Below are 18867 nucleotides of genomic sequence, written 5' to 3' on the forward strand. Positions count from 1 at the left end.
CAGGGCGGGATTCCACTTTGCTTATATCTTAACCAAATAACAACTCTGAGCGAAATGTAGGACTCCAACCAGCACGGCGGCGCTTACCTGCCAGACTGTCTTTTTTGCCTTGGTGCTGCCTTATCGCACTCAGAGCCGCTCGGTTAAATAGGGCGAGATGCTTTGCGCCATCAGGATCCGTTACCTTCAGCGCATCTTCGCGGAAGACCACATCCAGCACCCAATGGAGCTGATTTTCTACCCCCCAATGCTCTCGAATAGTCCTCGCGGCCTCTTCGGCATTGAGCGGTAAGGAACTGACATACCAGCGTGAAGAACATGATGTTATTCCATCGACTGTCCGTTCACTGGCAACTTCGATAAATGAGGTGATGTGCGGCCACTTTTTCTTAAGTTCCGCTGATAATTCTGCTTCTATCTGCATGACTGTTCGGCGCTCCCTGCGGCCATGACCCATGTTGAACTGCTCAAATATAGCCAGTTCTGGCTGCTCATACGCTTTACTGAAGCTGGTTTTGACTGCTTCAAATAATCCCGGCTGGTTCGACTTGAGCTGAATAATGAAATCACCGTTCCCCTGTTTAATTTTGTTCATGGTAGACACCTGACAATGCAGTGCATCCAGCGTCAGAACGGCATTATCCAGTGCCATAGCATCAATCATGTTGCGGGCGACTTCAGCTTCTTTCCCTTTAGAATGTGAACTGTCTTGGTAAAGTGTAATGCCGTTGCCGACATCAAATGCGCTGACAACATGGAGTGCATTCTTAGCATCCTCACTCCACGCCCCGCGCAGGGTTTTTCCATCCAGCGCGATAACGGTTTTCCCTTCCGTTTGCCGTTGCTCATTGATCCAGCCAAATATGGCTTGAAGGAGCAGTTCGCTGTCCAATGCTTTGATTATATTACTGATACAATGCCTTTTAGGGATGCCATTTTCAAATTTTCGGTACAGACGGAGCCAATCTAGCTGTTCTTCTCCGAATTCCTGAATGGACTTCCACCCAGTCGCACCGCTGAGGATAGCACTGAGTGTCAGGAACACCACATCCACTAAATTATGCTTTAGATTGATGTCCTTACGGGGATCGGTAATCTGTTCTAGTTGTTTCAAAAGGGTCATGGTCATCTGTGGATTAAGGGCAAGGCAGATCAGATCATGACCAACCGTAAAAGTTCAATTTAAAGTGGGATCCCGCCCTGATGGTTACTACTTGAGGCTGAGATAATCGATAATAAGCGAATCTCAGGGTTCACTTTTCTATTTTCAGTCCTAAACCACCTTCTTCAGAAGGTGAATTATTTACTACTTGGATTTACTCCATTTTAAGTTGGTAATGCGATTCAACTCTAGTATCTATGACCTTTTCCCCGATATTAGTATCAGAGAACTTCGGGGATTCAGCTAAACAACTGCTGGCAATTAGCAACCTTTGCTTTCGTTGTCGTTGTAGATGGTCATAACTCTGGTTTTACAAAGCGCTGTAAGTGCCTCAAGTGTAACATCCAGCCCTTTGAACAAACGGCTAAAGTCGGTCGTCAGCTTGAGCCAGTTGTCGATAAGGGATCAAGGCTTACTTGATCATATCTTGGCCTCCGCATGGTATCCTTTCATTTTCAGAGTCTCCATCCAAGTCTAGATAAGGAGTCAATAATCTGCCAAGAATTATGGGTGTCTCGGTTTTTTGATGGTTTTAATGCTTTTTTTCTAGACAAATAATAAAGAAGTTCGTAACAATTATACATGACCTGAATGATTGCATAACGAAATATTAAAATGACTCCTAATCAGATTGGTAAAATTGGTGAGAAAACGTTTGAAACTTGGTGTGCTCAAGCTGGCTTGATATCTAACCAATCGTTGGATGACCAGACAGGCTGGGATTTTTATGTGGAATTCCAAAACACAAAACTTGTTGAAGCTCACGATCAAGCACCTCAATGTAAAGTGCAGGTTAAAACCACATCAACGGATAAAGATTATGTTCAAGTAACACTTAGTAACCTTCAACGTTTAGCTACAGATCATTTACCAGCGTTTTTTATTTTTATCCGGCTTAATGAACTAGGGGATGTTATCCAAGGTTATATTGTTCACGTCGGTAAGGAGTTGATGAAAAGTATTTTAGAGAAAGTACATAAAAGTGATGGAAACTCACTCAACCTCCAAAGTATGAACGTAAGGTTCTCAAAAGATAATGAGTTTGATATTCGTAGTGCCAATACTCTAAAGGAAGTCATTGAAGAATATATTGGTAGTGACTTTAGAGAGTATGTCAAGAAAAAGCAGGACTATTGTAAGTCAGTTGGCTTTGAAGGTGGAAGAAATCACCTGTCTGTTAAGCTTTCTGGCAAACAAGCCATTTTAGACTTGATCGACGTATCTATCGGTAAGCGTGAATTATTTAAAGCTATTGATAGTACATTGTCTTCGCTAAGATTTGGTGTTAAGTCAAATACAAGAGATATGGGCGAGTGTTTTATATCTATGCCAAATTTGAAACCAACTGTAAGTGGAAATCTAAAGTTAAAATGTAAAGGGGCATTTTCTAGAATTGTTGTGCCGGCGGATATATATGTATCTCCACTTCTTGATAAGGAGGAGAGTTATTATCGTATTGATGCAGGATTTTTTGAGTTTACTGTGAGTAAAAATCAAAAAAAGTGAACATTTTTGATGTATCGTTTGATTTTAATAAACGATTTAAAACAATCAATATTACTCAGAATGTACTGAGATTCCTTGATGGATTCGCGGCAGAGCAGGCTAAATTGTCAGTTGTTACAAATGATGGTAAAACATTTATGAGTGGGGAGGTGGTTGAGTTTTTTTGTGGTATTTCACTTTCAATCCTCAGAGACACTGCGAAAATTATTTCAGAAATATTGGATGTGGCTGAGTGTAATTATAAACCTGAATTTTCAATATGCGATGTAGAAGATTTTGTAAAGAAAAGTGATTATTACAGAACAATGCTTTTTAATACTAATTCTTATTGGAGAGTATCTTTCGATTTAGATTCAACTATAGAGGATGGTTTAATCGATAGAGAGTGGCATTGTCTTATAACATCAAGAACTAAACTAGGTAGTGGTTATATTTTTGCAATGGCGGTTGTCAGTGGGCTCCCAAAAGAATTGAAAGAAGGGCGCTACCAAGTGAACTCTGATAAAGTGGAAGTGTTATTTTTTAGTATAGAAGAAAGATTGTCTGATACAATAACAAGAGAAATCTCTAAGGTTAGAGATGACTATGAATTAAGGATGGATAATGAAGTGTTTGTTGATTTGAGTAATATGATTCTAATTGAATAGAAAGTTTCTATATATTTTGGATAGTTATGTTCAGAATAAAGGAAGCGAATACGCTCAGGATTGAATGAGGGACAATAGAGACACCTAGCATTAGTTGAATGAAAGCTCTAGTCGCTTATGTGAGTGACAGTATGGTGTTTCCAGTGAGAGCACATCATTCTTCAACCCTTTTAGGGCCATTCGACTATTGAAGTGAGTGTAAAAGTCGAATTTCAGAGATTATTGAAGTCGAACAAAGTTCGATGGAGAGAAATACTAGGGAGCCTCGGAGATTCAGCTAAGCAGCTTATGACAATTAGCAGCTCCTTGCCTTCGCCGTCGTTGCAGATGGTCACAATTCTGATTTTACAAAGCGCTGTAAGCCCCTCAAGTGTAACATTCTGCCCTTTGCATAAACGGCTAAAGTCCCTGGTTAGCTTGAGCTAGTTGTCGATGGGTATGATTAAGCAGATGGAGCGAGTTAAGTTCTTTATGGACCAGGCTTCACCATTCCCTGGTGGTGGGCATGGTCTAATGAAGGTGGAGCACAATTAGGATCACTTATTTAGGTGTCTTCAAAAGCTTTTCTGTATAGCTATGGTTTCAAAAAGCAGTCACCAACCTTTAAAAAATACAATGCTATACATATTTATCCCCTAATGTGTATTCACTCAATCTAAAGAACTTAAAGGCACTAGGGTCGACATACTTAATAAGTTGAGTCACAAGAGTTTCATGAATGAATAAACCGCCACCAGCAACTTTACTCGGGCGTATGATCAAACGGTTTTCTAATGGAATCGTATCTAGCACTTCGTTTTTTAATTTATACCGAATGACTTCGTGTATACTGTCTTCTGATGAATAATCATGTATGTCACTGCTGTTAAAGTCTATACAGTCGAGTTTGTCATAAGCATTAAAAAAGAAAAAATCTTCATGCTGCTTCTCATCGTCATCAATTAACACAGTAGGAAACAACTGAAAGCCATTAATGCTATAAGGCATGATCATGTCGGCAATTTTCTTAGAAACCACAGGAAAAAAACTATGGAGTAAAAAATCACTTACTATGAACGGCATTTCGCCTTTATCTGCATTCGTAAAAAATATTGGTCCATCAATAGCATCTAATTTAGTGAAACTGTAGCGACGGCGGCCAGTATCCAGTGATGCCTTCAAATGAAGGTAAGTTTCTCGAAATGGTACTTCAAAAACTTTGTAGTATTGTTCTTCGTAATTATTCATAAACACCTACTTTGGGGCCGCTATTTTTCCAACAGATGCTAGGGTATCTTGGCATCCCTCCGTTACACGTGCAACCTATTCAAATTCCATCCCTTTACGGTAATCGCTTAGCTTAAAGAACTGAAAAGCTTCAATATTGAACTTGGTTAGAGCTTTAACAATCTTCTCATGGAACAGTAATGCCCCACCTGTAACACCAGCTAACTTTATCATTAGCCTATTTTCTTCAGGGATCGCGTCGAGCACACTTGCATCAAGTTTGTATTGTAAAACGGTGTTGTTCTTTTTAGTTGGTGAGTAGTTCCTTACGGTACTCTTTTGAAAATCAACACAATCTATATCTCGATAAAAGTTGAAGAAATAAAAATCCTCATGCCAATGGTCATCATCATCAATAATCACAGCTGGGAATAGCTGAAACCCTTCAGTAGGGTAGCCCTTTACCGCCGATGCAACATCCTCTGATACTACTGGGTATATACTATCCATCTGAGCATTAGTAAGATGGAAAGGGATCTCACCTTTATAGCCGTTCTCAAATAAAACTGGTCCATCCCCATAATCAAGCTTTTCATAAGTATGATTGCGGGCTCCAGTGTTCTCTGTTGCTCTAAGAGATAAGAATATCTCCCGAAACTCAACACGCTTTAATATGTAATACTGTTCTTCGTATTGTCTCATATACCTCTCTCAGGCTTCCATATGCATGGGAATTTGATAACACTATCTAATTCATGCCTATATAGCTGTTCCTAAATGTAGATCACTGAGTTTCGAAAATAAAAGGGAACTCGGCTCGATTCGAGCGCTCTGCTCAATCGGCAAGCCAACCTAGTCTCACAATCCGATCAGCGACCGTGATTCTAACATTTCCAACCTGCTCTGAGAGACACCGGATACAAAAAGAATACATAAAACGAGAAATAAAGGCGAGTGCCGCCGTGGTCGTTCGACTATTGAAGTGAGTGCAAAATTCGAATTTCAGAGATCATTGAAATTGAATAAAGTTCGATTGGAGATGACCTTTCCCCGAGATTAGTACCAGGGAGCCTCGGGGATTCAGCTAAAAAGCTTCCGGCAATTAGCTGCTCCTTGCCTTCTCTGTCGTTGCAGATCCACAGCTCTGGCTTTACAAAGCGCTGTAAGTGGCTCCAGCGTACCATCCGGCCCTTTGAATACATGGCTAAAGTCGGTCGTCAGCTTGAGCCTGTTATCGATGGGTAAGCAGTTCAATATGGCTGCTGTTGTCATGGCAGACACCCGGTAGAACCTGTAGGACACAGAGGCAGGATTGATGATGTCGTTTGAGTTCATACTTTTGTTAAGAAAGCATTGCAGGGGGCTGCTTGCTGCACTTATCCTTGTTCTTACTCAAATTATATCAATACGTTACATAGCTATGTATTGAGCAAGGTTTTATACAAGGAACAGGATAAATGGAAACAGATGTGCTGGAGATTTTGCAGAACTTCCACTCTGATGGGCTTTTTGTTGCGCCCAACATACCCAGCAAGAAAGCTAAAAATGCAAGTGCATGTTATGGCATGTCATCATCGGTCGATATTTATGCCATAGTCGATTCTACGGTGTTTGGTTCTGCAAAAAATGGTCTGGCATTTACATCTGAAGGATTGTTTTGGAAAAATGACTGGACAACAACTTCTGCAAAAAACCACATGTCGTGGGAAGAGTTGATAAACACCAGTCAAGAGCATGCTGTTGACGGTTCAGATCTGTTGTTGGGGCAAGGCTGTGCTTTTGGTATGGCGGGTTCCGGTATGAAGCCCGCGGTTTTATTGAAACTATTGGAAAAACTGGCCCAAAAGATACAAGGCAATACAGGGGCGACAGAAACTGCTGAAGTTTCGAATGTGGCACAAGCCTGCGTGACTCCGGCAACTGTTGCAAATGATGAAGCTTCTGTCGGCAACACTGCTTCGACGAGCGTTACTGCTGAAAATCTTCCCCCTGAAGGCGTTACAACCGAGAGTGTTATTCCGGCAGCAGATGCAAATGGTGGCGTATCTATCACCAATACAGCTCCGGCCAGTAATACAGCACCGGCGAGCGACAAAGCTGAAAGCGCTGCCCCCGAAAGCCTTAAGCCTGAAAAGCCGGAGCAGGAATCCAGTCCCAAGCCCGCTTTTGAAGGTAGCTATCAGCGGGAATACTTGGATATAGTTAACGCCGTGGCCAAGAGGCATCGTCTATCTCAACAAATCCAAATCGCGCCGGCTATCAAAGTCCACAAAGTCAGAAAAGTCATCGAAATATCAGAGGGTAAAATCGAACCTTACGATATCCTGATGATTGTGGATAACACCTTTATGCAAACAACCAAAGATTTTTTGGTTGTGACTCCTCATGCTATTTGGGCTAAAGGTACGCTGAGAAAGGTAGAGAGTTTTTCCTTAAGTGAAATTCGTAGTATTCGCTGTGATAAAAAAACTCTCTTTATTAATGACTATGACTTCCAGTACTTGGATCAGTTCTCTGAAAATGAAGTTTTGATACTGACGAATATGCTCGAAGAGCTAGTGGTCGCATTGCGTAGGTCCGACTCTGTATCAGCTGCTGACGAGCAGCTTCAATTACCTGCTGCTTTGGATACTTTGTTGTCCAACATATACGAAGTTGTATTGGATGATGTTGTTTCCGGCTTGAGGGATAAGGGATACCCTGAAAATAAGCAGTTGGTTACTTCGATGGCGGAATGTTGTTTTAGTATCTTTTTCATTGTTGACTCCCACTTAAAATATCGAAATCAGGATACAGCTGAATTGGTGGGGCAATATTTGCTTGCTCAAACTTTGTCTGGCTTATTTGCGTTAATGAGCATAGAACAGTTATGGAGCAATACAGAAGCGAAGTCCACCTATGTGATGATGCAATGCTCTGTGATCATTCGAACATGCCAGTACTTTGAAAGACAAGGAGTAGCGTTAAGGCCGAACCAAAACTGGTATTTGCAGCTTTTCCAAACCGTGATAGAAGCCAATACCCTGGAACAGGGGGCTGAACTCATTGACCAGGAGATGGGTAACCTCAGTGCCGATAGACAATTAGCCATTGATTGTGCGTTCAAGAGTGGTCAAGGTGTTAGGGAAATGTTTTGCGATACTCTTTGATTATTTGGCTCCAGCTATCATAAATAGGTGTGATTAAAGCCTGGATGTGAAGCGGACAGGGCTGTTGAAATCGGCGTACAGCATTAGGTTTTTAGTGCTGTATGCTTTTTCAGGAGAGAAGGGGTATGGGAGGTCGTTCGAGACTAAACATACCTCATTAATGCTTTGGATAAACATATCGAGCTGGGAACTGAGCATGTTGTTTATCAGTCCAGGTGGTAGCCCATCAGAAAATTTGCCCGTCAAGCCGTGTTAAATGTGTTAGACAGGAATACTCAGTTGGTGCATAGCCAATAATCAGGGGCTGGGAGATGATAGCGTCAGGGCGCTGATAAAACGGAAACTGGGCCAGATTCGTGTGGCAGACCCAGAGTTCCAGGGTTAGGAGGTGGGTGAGCTAGTACAGCTTATCTATCTACTTATTCTATTGGCGTGTCGGTGAGTCTGTTCAAACCTCTTGCATCCTATGATATCAGGCTAATTCTTTCCCCTTGGATTGTATCTTCGACCAAGTTAAGCCGAATTTTTGGAGATACTTTTGCAATCTTGTCGAATCGTTGGTTTGGGCTTTCTTGGTTCTACTGACATCGAATAACTCTCTGCCGGCCGATGCCATGCTGCCGTGTTGCTTGCAGATATTTAAAACATAGTTGAGCTGATTGGCATCAAACTGGTCCAACTGGGCAATTTCTTCATCTGCAAGATACTGCTTCAGCGTTTCTACCCGAGTATCGTGTGGAGAAGATTGCCAGAACTGCTCTAGTCGCGCGATTTCTTCTTTCACATCATCCACAGAGATCCTTGATGAGTCTGCCAATGTACACAATCTTGTGATGGCTGAACTTAGATCGCGGAAATTACCTGACCAAATAGCCCTGTTGGAAGTGGCAAAGTTTTCGAATGCAATCCTAGCCTCTTTATTGAATTGAATTCGCTGTCCGGTTTTTTGTTCGTAGAGTCTGACTTCGTAGTCAATATTGGCTGGAATGTCTTCTCTGCGATCTTTTAATGCGGGGAGTTCATAGGTCCACAAGTTGATCCTGGCCAGCAGATCTTCCCGAAAAAGGCCCTGATGGACTTGTGACTTCAGATTTCTATTTGTTCCGGCTATCAACTGAAAGTCGCTGGAAACCGGTTGATCACTGCCCACAGGATGAAAAGTCTTGTTTTCAATTGCGTGCAGCAGCATGGCTTGTTCTTCCAGCCCGAGCTCACCTATTTCATCTAGAAATAACATGCCTTTATTTGCTGTCAGAAGGTATCCACGGCGTTCTTTTTGCGCCCCGGTAAAGGCTCCTTTGGTGTGACCAAACAATGCCGCCATGGCATTTTCGCCTCTCAGCGTTGCACAGTTTACCGATACCAGCTCTCCTTCCAACATTGAGCGCTTTTTCTTCAGCTGAAAAATACGGGTAGCAAGTTGACTCTTGCCGGCACCGGTTGGGCCTGTGAGCAACATAGGATCGCTGGAGCGGATCGCGACCTTTTCGATTTGCGTAATCAGTCGGTTAAATGCCGCATTTTTCGTCTCTATACCACTCTTAAGAAACTCTTTTCCTTCGAGGTGTTCCTTGTCGAAGCGTGTCGCCAGTTGGTCGTACTTGGAAAGGTCCAAATCAATGATCTGGGTTTTTCCTATAGCCTTATTTTTATTGCCTCTATCCGGTGAGGTTTGTATCAAGCGGCCGGGAAAGTGGCCGCTCTCTGTCAGCAGGAAAATACATATCTGCAGAACATGGGTACCTGTGGTGATGTGGAATAGATAGTCGTTCCGGTCGGTATCGAATACCTGTTGGTGGCACCAATCATAGAGTTTTGAGTAAGCCTCTTCAAAATCCCAGGGATCATTGAAGTTCACATTGTGTAATTCGACTTCTGTTTCCGGTGAAATGCTGCCAATATCGGCCGCAACACTGCTGGCCAACCTTTTACTGTGGTTGTCATGAAGCATGTGCAGTTGGCTGACAATCAAATCTTCTTGGCTGCATAAGCTGACATTGGGGCGCCACTTGGCCCATCTATCACTTCCTTTCCCTGTGTAATCCAATTGAGTGCCAACCAAACTTACGACCACAGTGCGTTTCATTGTTTGTGATATCCATATTGATATGTTCGTATCCATTTAATTACTTTTTCTGTTTGCGGTCAACCTGGTAATAAAACAGGGTTTATGAGTTGCAAGAATTATTTGTGCTTAACAATCAAGGTGTTATGTGTTTTATTTTTAGTTGATGCCTAAGTTGGCACATTGATTGATATAGATAACTTGTCTGATTAAATGGTTGTGATTCAAAGGTCACACCGGTGCGCTGAACACTGTGACTGCGTATGCCTAATCAAATGCACTATTAAGTAGCTCAGTTGGAAGAGCAGCGAAGTGGATTCGTCGGTCATGGGTTCGATTCCCATCTTAATAGGATTTAAGTAGCTCAGAGGATAGAGCAGCGGCGTAATGTCGCAGTCGAAGGTTCGAATCCTTCCTTAAATACAGGTAGCTCAAATTGGTAGAGCATCGAAGTGTTAATTCGATTGTTGTGGGTTCAAATCCCGCCCTAAATTCAAATTGCAAGAATCAAGGTTAGCGAGTCGTTTTTGCCAATGACTGATAAACGCTAAAGATGGACCAATGGTAGCCAGCAGGATGCTCCCTGCCATTTAGAAATCAGGTGCCTTTCTCAGTTAAGCAATGAACTCTTGCTAACTCCACTTACTTCCGGGTAAGTGAAAGGATAAAAGGAAATTAACTATGTTTAAAAAACTCTCAATAAGAAAAACGGTTACAGTCGCTGAAAATCAAAGGGTATTGATGTTTAAAAATCAAATGCTGGCGGATGTACTTATGCCCGGGAAGCACAAAATTTGGGATATTAAAGATGATCTGGAATTCATTACCTTTGATATCAATACGCTCTACTTTGCTGAAAAAAATGCCGACAGACTTTACCGAAGCAGCGATGCTCTGCGTAAACACATCTCGCATTGGAAACTGTCGAGCAATGAAGTGGGATTGCTCTATGTGGACGATCTGTTGCAAGGCATTGTTGCACCGGGTGAGCACCTTTACCTGTGGAAAGACGCGGGGGAATTGAGGTTGGATACCCTCTCAATTGAGGAAAATCTGCAAGTTGATGAAAAGCTGCTCTTCTTGATCAATCGTGCGGGAGCCAATACCGCTACAAGATTGATCAGAAGCAACCGTACAGTGGCGATTAAGCCGATTGCGGATATCTCTGTCGCCAAAGACCATATCGGCTTGTTGTATGTAAATGGTCGATTCATACGCAGGTTAGAGCCGGGGCAGCACGCATTTTGGCAGTTCAATCACACGATTGAAGTGAAGCCCTTTGATTGCCGGACGCAGATGCTGGAGATTTCAGGCCAGGAAATCTTGAGTAAAGACAGGGTGAGCCTGCGGATTAATCTTAGCGCGAGCATTAGATTGCAGGATGCCGAACTTGCTGCCCGCAGCGTGGATAAGGTGGATGACTTTGTCTACAAAACATTGCAACTGGCGTTACGGGAAGCGGTTGGCACTAAGTCCCTGGACGATATTCTGTTGGATAAGTTGTATGTCAATGAAACAGTTAAGGAACTGGTTTCAGATCAGCTTACTGCGATAGGTATCTCACTGGTCAATGTGGGCGTGAAGGACATTATTCTGCCGGGAGAGATGAAGGCGATATTGAATCAGGTGGTGGAAGCACAAAAAGCGGCGGAAGCCAATGTGATCAAGCGCCGCGAAGAAACATCGGCCACCAGAAGTTTGCACAACACTGCCAAGGTGATGGAAAACAATCCTACCTTGATGCGGTTGAAGGAGCTTGAAGCACTCGAGAAAGTGTCGGACAAGATAGGCAACCTGACGGTTTACGGCGGCCTGGAAGGGCTTATGAATGGCATAGTGAAAATTGCCTGACGGGAAGGGCTGCGGCGAAGAGGATGCCGTAGCCCGCTGAGAAATGGATTGGAAGTAAAGGAATCAGTAATGTGTAGTAATTACAACGTTATAGAAAGCAAGGGACGGGCAACGATTAAAGCGTGGACCAAGGGAGTTCCTTTTGAAGACAAGGCTCTGGAGCAGTTGAACAACATTGCTGCTATGCCTTTGGTACATTCACACATAGCGGTTATGCCGGATGTCCATATGGGCAAGGGGGCAACCATTGGCAGCGTAATACCATCGGTGGATGCCGTTATTCCCGCTGCCGTTGGTGTCGATATTGGCTGCGGCATGGTAGCCGTCAAAACGACCTTATCCGCCAGTCAGCTTCCGGATAATTTGGCTGGAATAAGAAGTGCCTTTGAGGCCGCTATCCCCCATGGCCGAACCGGAAGAGCCAGAGGGGCAAGGGACAGAGGTGCCTGGCACAATGTTCCTGAGCTGGTGGCCGAGGAATGGAAAAAACTGGCAACCAGGTTCGAGCGAATTTGTGAAAAGCACCCGGCAATAAAGAAGAGTAATAACCTGAACCACTTAGGCACTATGGGTACAGGCAATCACTTTCTTGAGCTCTGTTTGGACGAAAATAATGCCGTGTGGATTATGTTGCATTCAGGTAGTCGCGGTGTGGGCAACCGGATAGGTACCTATTTTATCGAACTGGCCAGGAAAGAGATGCAGCGCCATCAGATTAACCTGCCCGATATGGATTTGGCTTATCTGGAAGAGGGGAGTGAGTATTTTGATGACTATGTCGAGGCTGTGGAGTGGGCGCAGGATTATGCGGCGAAAAACCGTGAAATCATGATGTTCAATGCGATTGCAGCCTTAAGAAAGCTGATCCCGACAGGGTTTTCGACAGCGGAATTGGCGGTGAATTGCCATCACAACTATATCTCCCGGGAGCGGCATTTCGGTAAAGACTGCTATGTCACCCGTAAAGGTGCCGTTCGAGCTGAAAAGGGCGAAATGGGGATTATTCCAGGAAGTATGGGGGCTCGTTCCTTCATTGTCAGGGGCTTGGGAAACCCCGAAAGTTTCAATAGCTGCAGTCACGGTGCCGGGCGGGTAATGTCCAGAACCCAGGCGAAAAAGGTATATAAGGTCAAAGATCAAATTGAAGCCACTCAAGGGGTGGAGTGCCGTAAAGATGCGGCAGTCATTGATGAGATACCTCATGCCTACAAGGATATAGATAAGGTCATGGAAGCGCAGAAAGATTTGGTTGAAGTGGTTTACACCTTGAAGCAAGTTGTGTGCGTTAAGGGGTAAATCATGCCGTATTTAGTGATAGATGGGGCGCAGGGAGAAGGCGGTGGTCAGGTGTTAAGGACAGCATTGACCCTGTCTATTTTGACTCAGCGGCCAATCGAAATAGTCAATATTCGAGCCAAGCGTAAGAAACCCGGATTGCTGCGCCAACACCTGACCTCGGTATTGGCGGCACAAGCGATATGTGAGGCGAGCACAGAAGGGGTGGAACTGGGCTCCAGCCGGATACGGTTTTCGCCCGGTGAGGTTTTGCCCGGCGATTATCGCTTCGCCATTGGCACAGCAGGAAGCACAGTGTTGGTGTGCCAAACCATTTTGCCGGTTTTAGCGCTGGCGAAGGCAGGCTCCATGGTCGAGTTTGAAGGTGGCACACACAATGGAATGTCGCCCTCGCTGTGTTTTCTGGAGCAGTCCTATTTGCCGCTGTTAAAGCTGATGGGCATCGACTGCCAAATTGTGAAGTCTTCGCTTGGGTTTTATCCGGTAGGTGGTGGCAAGTGGCAGATAGAGATAAAGCCGGCAAAAGTCTTGAGCCCAATTAGGCTCATGGAGTCTGGAAGTGAGTCTGCAAAAAAACCGGAAAACTGCGGGCTTCATGCACTTGTCAGCCAGTTACCTGTATCTATTGGGCAAAGAGAAGTGGCTGCAGCAAAAACGGTTCTGGGGTGGAGCGCATCGTCAGGCATAATCACGGATGTGGACTCCATAGGGCCAGGTAATAGCTTTCAGTTAACAATCCAGGGTAAGACACATACCAACCTGTTTGAAGTGGTTGGTGAGCAGGGCCTCTCGGCAGAGCGCGTGGCCAAGCGATGTGCGGGGCGGGTAAATAAGTTTGTTAGCGCCGAAGCAGCAGTGGAAGAGCAACTGGCGGATCAGTTACTCATTCCCATGGCCTTGGCTGGAAAGGGCAGTTACACGACCAGTAAACCGAGCCTGCACACAAGCACCAATATTGAGGTCATCAAGCAGTTTATGGATATCAATATTAGGGCTGAACAGCAAAATGAGCTGTGTTGGCAAATTAGCATAAGCAGCTGAACTACCGTGGAGGCTAGCAGCCAGGCGGGCGAAAAATAAAAAGGAGAATGGAGCATGTCAGGTGAACGTATCACCCATGATGGTGAAAGAGAGCGTTGCCCAGTACATGGGCATACCAGGCGCTTATCCCGCAAGGAAATCAGCGAGATCAAGCATGCTGTCGAGGTGGCCAATTCACAGGCCAAGCGCAGTGGCAAGAAGCCCAAGGAGCCGCAAATCGGCTTGTTCAGTTGTAAATGCAACTGCTTCTACGTCAAAGTTGATTAGTCGCTGTAGCTGAGTTTGTTAAACAGCCTGGCAGCGGGACCTTTTGCTCCCGGCAATACTCGCCATATTTCTCTCACAACAACTTGAACCCACTGCCAAAGCCCATTAGGTTAGTGTGGTGCAATGGAAGGCGGGATAGTCTAGCTCGCCGGTATGCGATAACAGATAGGGAGAGGCTGTTTATGTTCAATCGAGTGTTGAGTCGGGTGTGCTTGGGAGCCGGACCCTTTGGCGATAAGGTGGCCGTCAGTGCCAAGGGGTTTTGGGCTTATCTGCCTATCCATGCGTCTATCTTGGTCTCTGTGAGTTTGCTGAGCGCCTGCAATTCGGATTCACAAGAAGTGGTGCTCAATCCTGTCGACACGGCCAAGATGCAGCAGACGGTGGAACAACTGGCCAAGGAGATGCTGGTTCCCGGCGCCGTGGTGATTCTGCGAACGCCTAGGGGCGACTTTAAAACCGCCTATGGGGTAACCCGTTATGGCGGCAGTGAAGCGACCGACTTTGATCAGCATGTCAGGGTGGGCTCCAATACCAAGACCTGGGTCGGTACCGTGATTTTGCAGATGGCGCAGCAAGGGCGACTGCAACTGAGTGACACTGTCTCCATGTATCTCGACAATGTGCCAAACGGTGAGTCGATCACCATAGAGCATTTGCTTACTATGCGTAGCGGCCTGTTCAATTACAGCACCACGCTCGAGTTGAATCAGACACTTGATGAGCAGCCAACCAAGGTGTGGACTCAGGCTGAGCTGCTGGCAATGAGTTTTGCCCATAAGCCAGGTTTTGCCTCCGGCAGCGCATTTGAATACTCCAATACCAATACCGTCTTGCTGGGACTGATCGCCGAGCAAATCGATGGCAAGCCGCTGGCGGCTGTGATGCAGCAGAGGTTGTTTGCCCCCTTGGGTCTTGAGCGGACTCTGTTTCCCGATATCCATTCTAATACTCTTCCCGCGCCCTTGGCGCGGGGTTATATGTATGGCACCAATGTGTTGACTATGGATCCGCCCTTTAAGCTGCCCGAAAAGATGCAGCGAGAAGCCAGAGAGGGCATTCTGGCACCCATAGATCAAACCGAGGCCAATCCTTCCTGGGGCTGGGCGGCCGGCGCCGGGATCTCCAGTGCCAATGAGTTGGCAACCTGGGTAGAAGCTTTGGTTGCCGGAGAACTGCTGGATGCCGATTGGCAGCGAAGGCGTCTGGATAGTGTCAGGCCGATAGATCCCGATAATCCCAACACTGCCTATTATGGGCTGGGGATCGCCAAGTTTGGCAGCCTCTATGGTCATACTGGTGAGCTGCCCGGCTATAACTCCTTTATGGGGCATGATCCTGTCAACAAGGTGACTCTGGTGGTTTGGACCAACCTGGCACCGGCGGTGGATGGCAAAGATCCGGCTACCACCATAGCGGCGGCCCTAATTAACATGCTCTATATTCCATCCAGTTAGCGTTAAACCCGCGCCGGGGAAGGAGAGCCTCCCCGGCAAACCTCCTGATTGGCCTCTTCCAATTTGCGCCATAAAGCCATCGCCTGGCATGATTTTATGCCTTGCAGTTTTCTTGTGCTTCCCTGAGTTTCGGTGCTGCGCATTTTGGTAATGATTTGTTCTTAATGCAAAATATCTCTATCATTGCCGCTCGGCTGTTGGCTGGAAACGTTTAGAAGGGAATCCATGAAAGAACTTGTCAGGGAAAACAAACGGCCGGACTTCAGGCTGTTGCAAAGCTTTGTTGTTCGTACTTTGGTGGGCGCTATGTTCGCCTACTATCTGGTGTATCTCGCCAATGAGCCTTTTGAGCATCAGTTGGCCTATATCGCCGTGTGCGTCCTGTTGTCGCTGCTGATGGACTATTTAACAGCCAGAAGCAAAGGCGCATTGGAGGTCAAACTGGTTGAAGGTAAGTTAGTCTTGCTTGGGGTCACCATAGAGATAGCCCAGATAGAACAGGTACTTTACTGCCAGAGCAAGCGCTTTGAACACCAACTGAGGTTTCGTTTCAAGGATCGCACCTATCAGGACTTTGAGCTATCCGAGCCGTCACTGATAGCCGATTTGCAACTCTACTATTTTTTGCTGGATAACCAATTGCCGGTGAAAATGCTGGACAATGCCGAGCGCCTCAACTGAAGCGCCGGCACCTGCCTTGGCTGCACCCTATATCAAGCCTATTACCCGTGTGAAGGGTATTATTCAGGTGAGCGCCATTATCCGGATATCGCTTCAACCGGGTCGAAAACCGCTCCGGGCTGATCGGCATCAAGCCTGATATTCATCATCAGTGACTTTTTCCATCCAGATGGCCGCCGGTGCTGTCTCCGATGCTTCGGCTACGGCCACATGGCTCATGGCCCTGTCTTGGCTGGCCCCGTGCCAGTGTTTTTCGTTGGCTGCAATCCATACGGTATCACCGGCTTCAATCAGCTGTTTCGGCTCACCGGCTTTTTGGATCCAACCCCTTCCCTCCGTGACATACAAGAGTTGCCCGGCGCCGTGGGCATGCCAGGCGGTGCGGGCACCGGGCTCGAAGGTGACCAGTGAGGCACCGATACGCGATGGGCTGCCGGGTTCAAAGTGATTATCGATTCTTACCCGACCGGAGAAGGTGGCTTCCGGGCCTTGAAGGGATTGGCTGGCGGCATTTTTGATGATTTTCATGATCTGTTCCTGTGTAGATGAGGACTTGCATTCGATCTTAGTCGCGCAGATTATGTAATTTAAATGATATGTCAGTATTGGCTTTATATTTGAGATTCATATATGAGACGGGAAGAGCTGGGGGACTTATGGGTTTTTCAGGCGGTTGTTGAAGAGGGCAGCTTTACTCGCGCCGCGGCCAGGTTGGGGACATCACAATCCTCTGTCAGCCATACCATAAGGCGCCTGGAGCAGCGCCTCAATGTACAACTGTTGAATCGAACCACCCGCAGCGTGGCTGCCACTGAGGCTGGGCAGCAGTTGCTGCAGACCCTAAGGCCTGCCTTTGGTCAGATAGCCGAGCAGTTGGAGCGACTCAACAGTTTCAGGCAAGAGATCAGCGGCCACATTCGGCTTACCGCCACCAAGTTTGCCGCCGAGTCGATATTGCTGCCGGTGGTTAATCGCTTACTGGCGCAGCATCCACAGCTACAAATCGAGGTTTCTGTGGATCAACAACTACTTGATTTGGCCGCTCAAGGTTTTGATGCCGGGGTACGATTGGGCGAGCAGGTGGCCAAAGACATGGTTGCCGTGCGTATCAGCCCGGATCTGCGTATGCTGGTGGCGGGTTCGCCGGATTACTTTTGCCGCCATGCAAAGCCGGATATCCCCCAGGACTTGACCGGGCATAACTGCATTAATCTGCGTCTTCCTACTTCGGGCGGCTTGTATGTGTGGGAGTTTGCCAAAGAGGGCCGCGAGCTGAATGTGCGGGTAAGCGGCCAGCTTATCTGCAATGAACCGGATTTGGTGACCAAGGCGGCAATAGCCGGTGCCGGGCTCTGTTTTCAACCTGAGGATGCGTTGGCACCGGCGATAACGGCCGGTGAACTGCTCCCGGTGTTGGAAGATTGGTGCCCGCGGTTTGCCGGTTATCACCTCTATTTTCCGAGTGGGCGTCAGCACTCGGCCGCCTTTAGATTACTGATTGATGCGCTCAAGTATTCAGGCGCTTAATTGAACCGTTACTGTATTGACCTGCAAACCAGAGCGTTGTTTTATAAGGTGAATTCTGGCGACGCCTCATTGCTGATTGGCCGGGATTACTGTGTCGGCAATCATCTGCCTCAGCCATTTGTGGGCCGGGTCTTGATTGAAGTGCTTGTGCCACAACAACACGTACGCACCGGGCACCAGATCTATCGGCACTTCCAGCGTCGCCAACTCAACATGTTGCAGCGCCTGGGCCGCATATTTGGCAGGCGCGCAGAGGATTAACTCGCTGTGGCGACACAGCTCCAGCGCAGTGGGAAAGTCGGTGATATTGGCGCGGATCCGCCGGGTCTTGTGCTTCAGCGCCAACACATCGTCCAACAACCAATGTTCGATTCCGCCAAAGGCTACCTGCAGATGCTCGAAGCTGAGAAAACGCTCCAGGTTCCAGTCGCCCTCGAGCGCAGGATGATCCGGCGGCAGCAGGCAGATGGGTTTGTCGCGAGTCAGCTCCAGATACTCGAGTTCATCCGGCAGGCTGTTGATATGCATCAGCGAGCGCGGATCCCACTCGCGGCAGCCTATGGCAAAGTCCAGCTCGCAGCGCAGCAGCTGCTCCATGGTGCCCGGGTACCAGGTCTTGCAATTGATATCCAGCCCGGGAGCCTGGCGCAGCAAGGAAGGCATAAAATGCGGCAGAGTGAGGGAGTAGGCGGTTTCCACCAAGTGCATACGAAACTGACGTTCACTGGCGGCAGGGTCAAACTCGTCCGGTAGCGTCAGCCGCTCGGCCAACCTGAGCCATTGCTGCAGCTCTGGCCCCAGAGCCAGCGCTCTGGGAGTGGGCTTGAGGCCGAAGGCGCTGCGTTCAAACAGCGGGTCATTGAACAACTCCCGCAGGCGGTTAAGCTGCTTGCTGACGGCCGATTGACTCAGGTGCAACCGCCTGGCCGCGCCGGTAACGCTTTGTTCTTCCAGCAGGACTTCCAATACCGGAAGCAGGTTGAGATCGACTTTCATTATTATCCTGGCCGCA

At 46.8% G+C, this 18867-nt stretch carries 16 protein-coding genes and 2 tRNA genes; 12 read left to right on the forward strand and 6 right to left on the reverse strand.

Annotated features, from left to right (window positions below; all coding sequences use genetic code 11):
* Positions 1 to 28: 28 nt before the first annotated feature.
* Positions 29 to 1123: an ISAs1 family transposase gene (locus ACMHXI_RS13975; protein ID WP_109248997.1), complete on the reverse strand. Its 1095-nt coding sequence runs from the start codon at positions 1121 to 1123 to the stop codon at positions 29 to 31.
* Positions 1124 to 1777: 654 nt separating this feature from the next.
* Between ACMHXI_RS13975 and ACMHXI_RS13980 the strand changes: the two genes are divergently transcribed.
* Together ACMHXI_RS13980 and ACMHXI_RS13985 are read left to right on the forward strand one after the other, a co-directional pair.
* Entirely contained in the window at positions 1778 to 2668 is an 891-nt protein-coding gene (locus tag ACMHXI_RS13980) for a DUF4365 domain-containing protein (RefSeq protein WP_413735243.1), read from the forward strand.
* Positions 2665 to 3315: a hypothetical protein gene (locus tag ACMHXI_RS13985; protein WP_413735245.1), complete on the forward strand. Its 651-nt coding sequence runs from the start codon at positions 2665 to 2667 to the stop codon at positions 3313 to 3315. Before ACMHXI_RS13980 ends, ACMHXI_RS13985 begins: the two co-directional genes overlap by 4 nt.
* Positions 3316 to 3933: 618 nt before the next feature.
* Here ACMHXI_RS13985 and ACMHXI_RS13990 read toward each other — a convergent pair.
* Together ACMHXI_RS13990 and ACMHXI_RS13995 are read right to left on the reverse strand one after the other, a co-directional pair.
* Entirely contained in the window at positions 3934 to 4542 is a 609-nt protein-coding gene (locus ACMHXI_RS13990) for an imm11 family protein (protein WP_071237633.1), read from the reverse strand.
* Between the two features lie 75 nt (positions 4543 to 4617).
* Positions 4618 to 5223 carry an imm11 family protein gene (locus tag ACMHXI_RS13995; protein ID WP_071237632.1) on the reverse strand — a complete coding sequence of 202 codons (606 nt, stop codon included), beginning with the start codon at positions 5221 to 5223 and terminating at the stop codon, positions 4618 to 4620.
* A 755-nt stretch (positions 5224 to 5978) separates the two neighbouring features.
* On the opposite strand from ACMHXI_RS13995, the gene ACMHXI_RS14000 reads away from it, so the two are divergent.
* Positions 5979 to 7670, forward strand: a complete 1692-nt coding sequence (locus ACMHXI_RS14000) for a hypothetical protein (RefSeq protein WP_208170030.1) — start codon at positions 5979 to 5981, stop codon at positions 7668 to 7670.
* A 472-nt stretch (positions 7671 to 8142) separates the two neighbouring features.
* On the opposite strand, the gene rtcR is transcribed toward ACMHXI_RS14000, so the two are convergent.
* Positions 8143 to 9756, reverse strand: a complete 1614-nt coding sequence (rtcR, locus tag ACMHXI_RS14005; RefSeq protein WP_208185029.1) for an RNA repair transcriptional activator RtcR — start codon at positions 9754 to 9756, stop codon at positions 8143 to 8145.
* A 260-nt stretch (positions 9757 to 10016) separates the two neighbouring features.
* On the opposite strand from rtcR, the gene ACMHXI_RS14010 reads away from it, so the two are divergent.
* The 8 genes from ACMHXI_RS14010 to ACMHXI_RS14045 all read left to right on the forward strand — a co-directional run bounded on the left by ACMHXI_RS14010 (position 10017) and on the right by ACMHXI_RS14045 (position 16328).
* Positions 10017 to 10087 (forward strand) — tRNA-Pro (locus ACMHXI_RS14010).
* A 1-nt stretch (position 10088) separates the two neighbouring features.
* Positions 10089 to 10158: transfer RNA gene (locus tag ACMHXI_RS14015), tRNA-Leu, on the forward strand.
* A 258-nt stretch (positions 10159 to 10416) separates the two neighbouring features.
* Positions 10417 to 11586: a slipin family protein gene (locus ACMHXI_RS14020; RefSeq protein WP_025009018.1), complete on the forward strand. Its 1170-nt coding sequence runs from the start codon at positions 10417 to 10419 to the stop codon at positions 11584 to 11586.
* Positions 11587 to 11655: 69 nt separating this feature from the next.
* On the forward strand, positions 11656 to 12882 hold the full coding sequence (locus tag ACMHXI_RS14025; RefSeq protein ID WP_096140935.1) for an RtcB family protein: 1227 nt from the start codon (positions 11656 to 11658) through the stop codon (positions 12880 to 12882).
* Between the two features lie 3 nt (positions 12883 to 12885).
* On the forward strand, positions 12886 to 13923 hold the full coding sequence (gene rtcA, locus ACMHXI_RS14030) for an RNA 3'-terminal phosphate cyclase (protein WP_101059381.1): 1038 nt from the start codon (positions 12886 to 12888) through the stop codon (positions 13921 to 13923).
* 54 nt (positions 13924 to 13977) lie between these two features.
* Positions 13978 to 14190 (forward strand): hypothetical protein, encoded by a 213-nt coding sequence (locus ACMHXI_RS14035; RefSeq protein ID WP_101059382.1) that lies wholly within the window; start codon positions 13978 to 13980, stop codon positions 14188 to 14190.
* Between the two features lie 182 nt (positions 14191 to 14372).
* Positions 14373 to 15647 (forward strand): serine hydrolase domain-containing protein, encoded by a 1275-nt coding sequence (locus ACMHXI_RS14040; protein ID WP_101059383.1) that lies wholly within the window; start codon positions 14373 to 14375, stop codon positions 15645 to 15647.
* A 225-nt stretch (positions 15648 to 15872) separates the two neighbouring features.
* The gene (locus ACMHXI_RS14045) at positions 15873 to 16328 is read left to right on the forward strand and encodes a hypothetical protein (protein ID WP_044735081.1); all 456 of its coding nucleotides are present in this window, start codon (positions 15873 to 15875) and stop codon (positions 16326 to 16328) included.
* A 129-nt stretch (positions 16329 to 16457) separates the two neighbouring features.
* On the opposite strand, the gene ACMHXI_RS14050 is transcribed toward ACMHXI_RS14045, so the two are convergent.
* Complete coding sequence (locus ACMHXI_RS14050) at positions 16458 to 16856, reverse strand: cupin domain-containing protein (RefSeq protein ID WP_317059345.1); 399 nt, start codon at positions 16854 to 16856, stop codon at positions 16458 to 16460.
* 102 nt (positions 16857 to 16958) lie between these two features.
* Here ACMHXI_RS14050 and ACMHXI_RS14055 point away from each other — a divergent pair, with 102 nt between their 5' ends.
* On the forward strand, positions 16959 to 17855 hold the full coding sequence (locus ACMHXI_RS14055) for a LysR family transcriptional regulator (RefSeq protein ID WP_071237073.1): 897 nt from the start codon (positions 16959 to 16961) through the stop codon (positions 17853 to 17855).
* A gap of 66 nt (positions 17856 to 17921) precedes the next feature.
* Here ACMHXI_RS14055 and ACMHXI_RS14060 read toward each other — a convergent pair whose 3' ends face one another.
* Positions 17922 to 18857, reverse strand: a complete 936-nt coding sequence (locus ACMHXI_RS14060) for a LysR family transcriptional regulator (protein WP_167717125.1) — start codon at positions 18855 to 18857, stop codon at positions 17922 to 17924.
* Between the last annotated feature and the right edge of the window lie 10 nt (positions 18858 to 18867).

It is taken from the genome of Shewanella sp. BJSY2023SW005 (assembly GCF_047314585.1).
In the GTDB taxonomy this organism is placed as follows: domain Bacteria; phylum Pseudomonadota; class Gammaproteobacteria; order Enterobacterales; family Shewanellaceae; genus Shewanella; species Shewanella algae.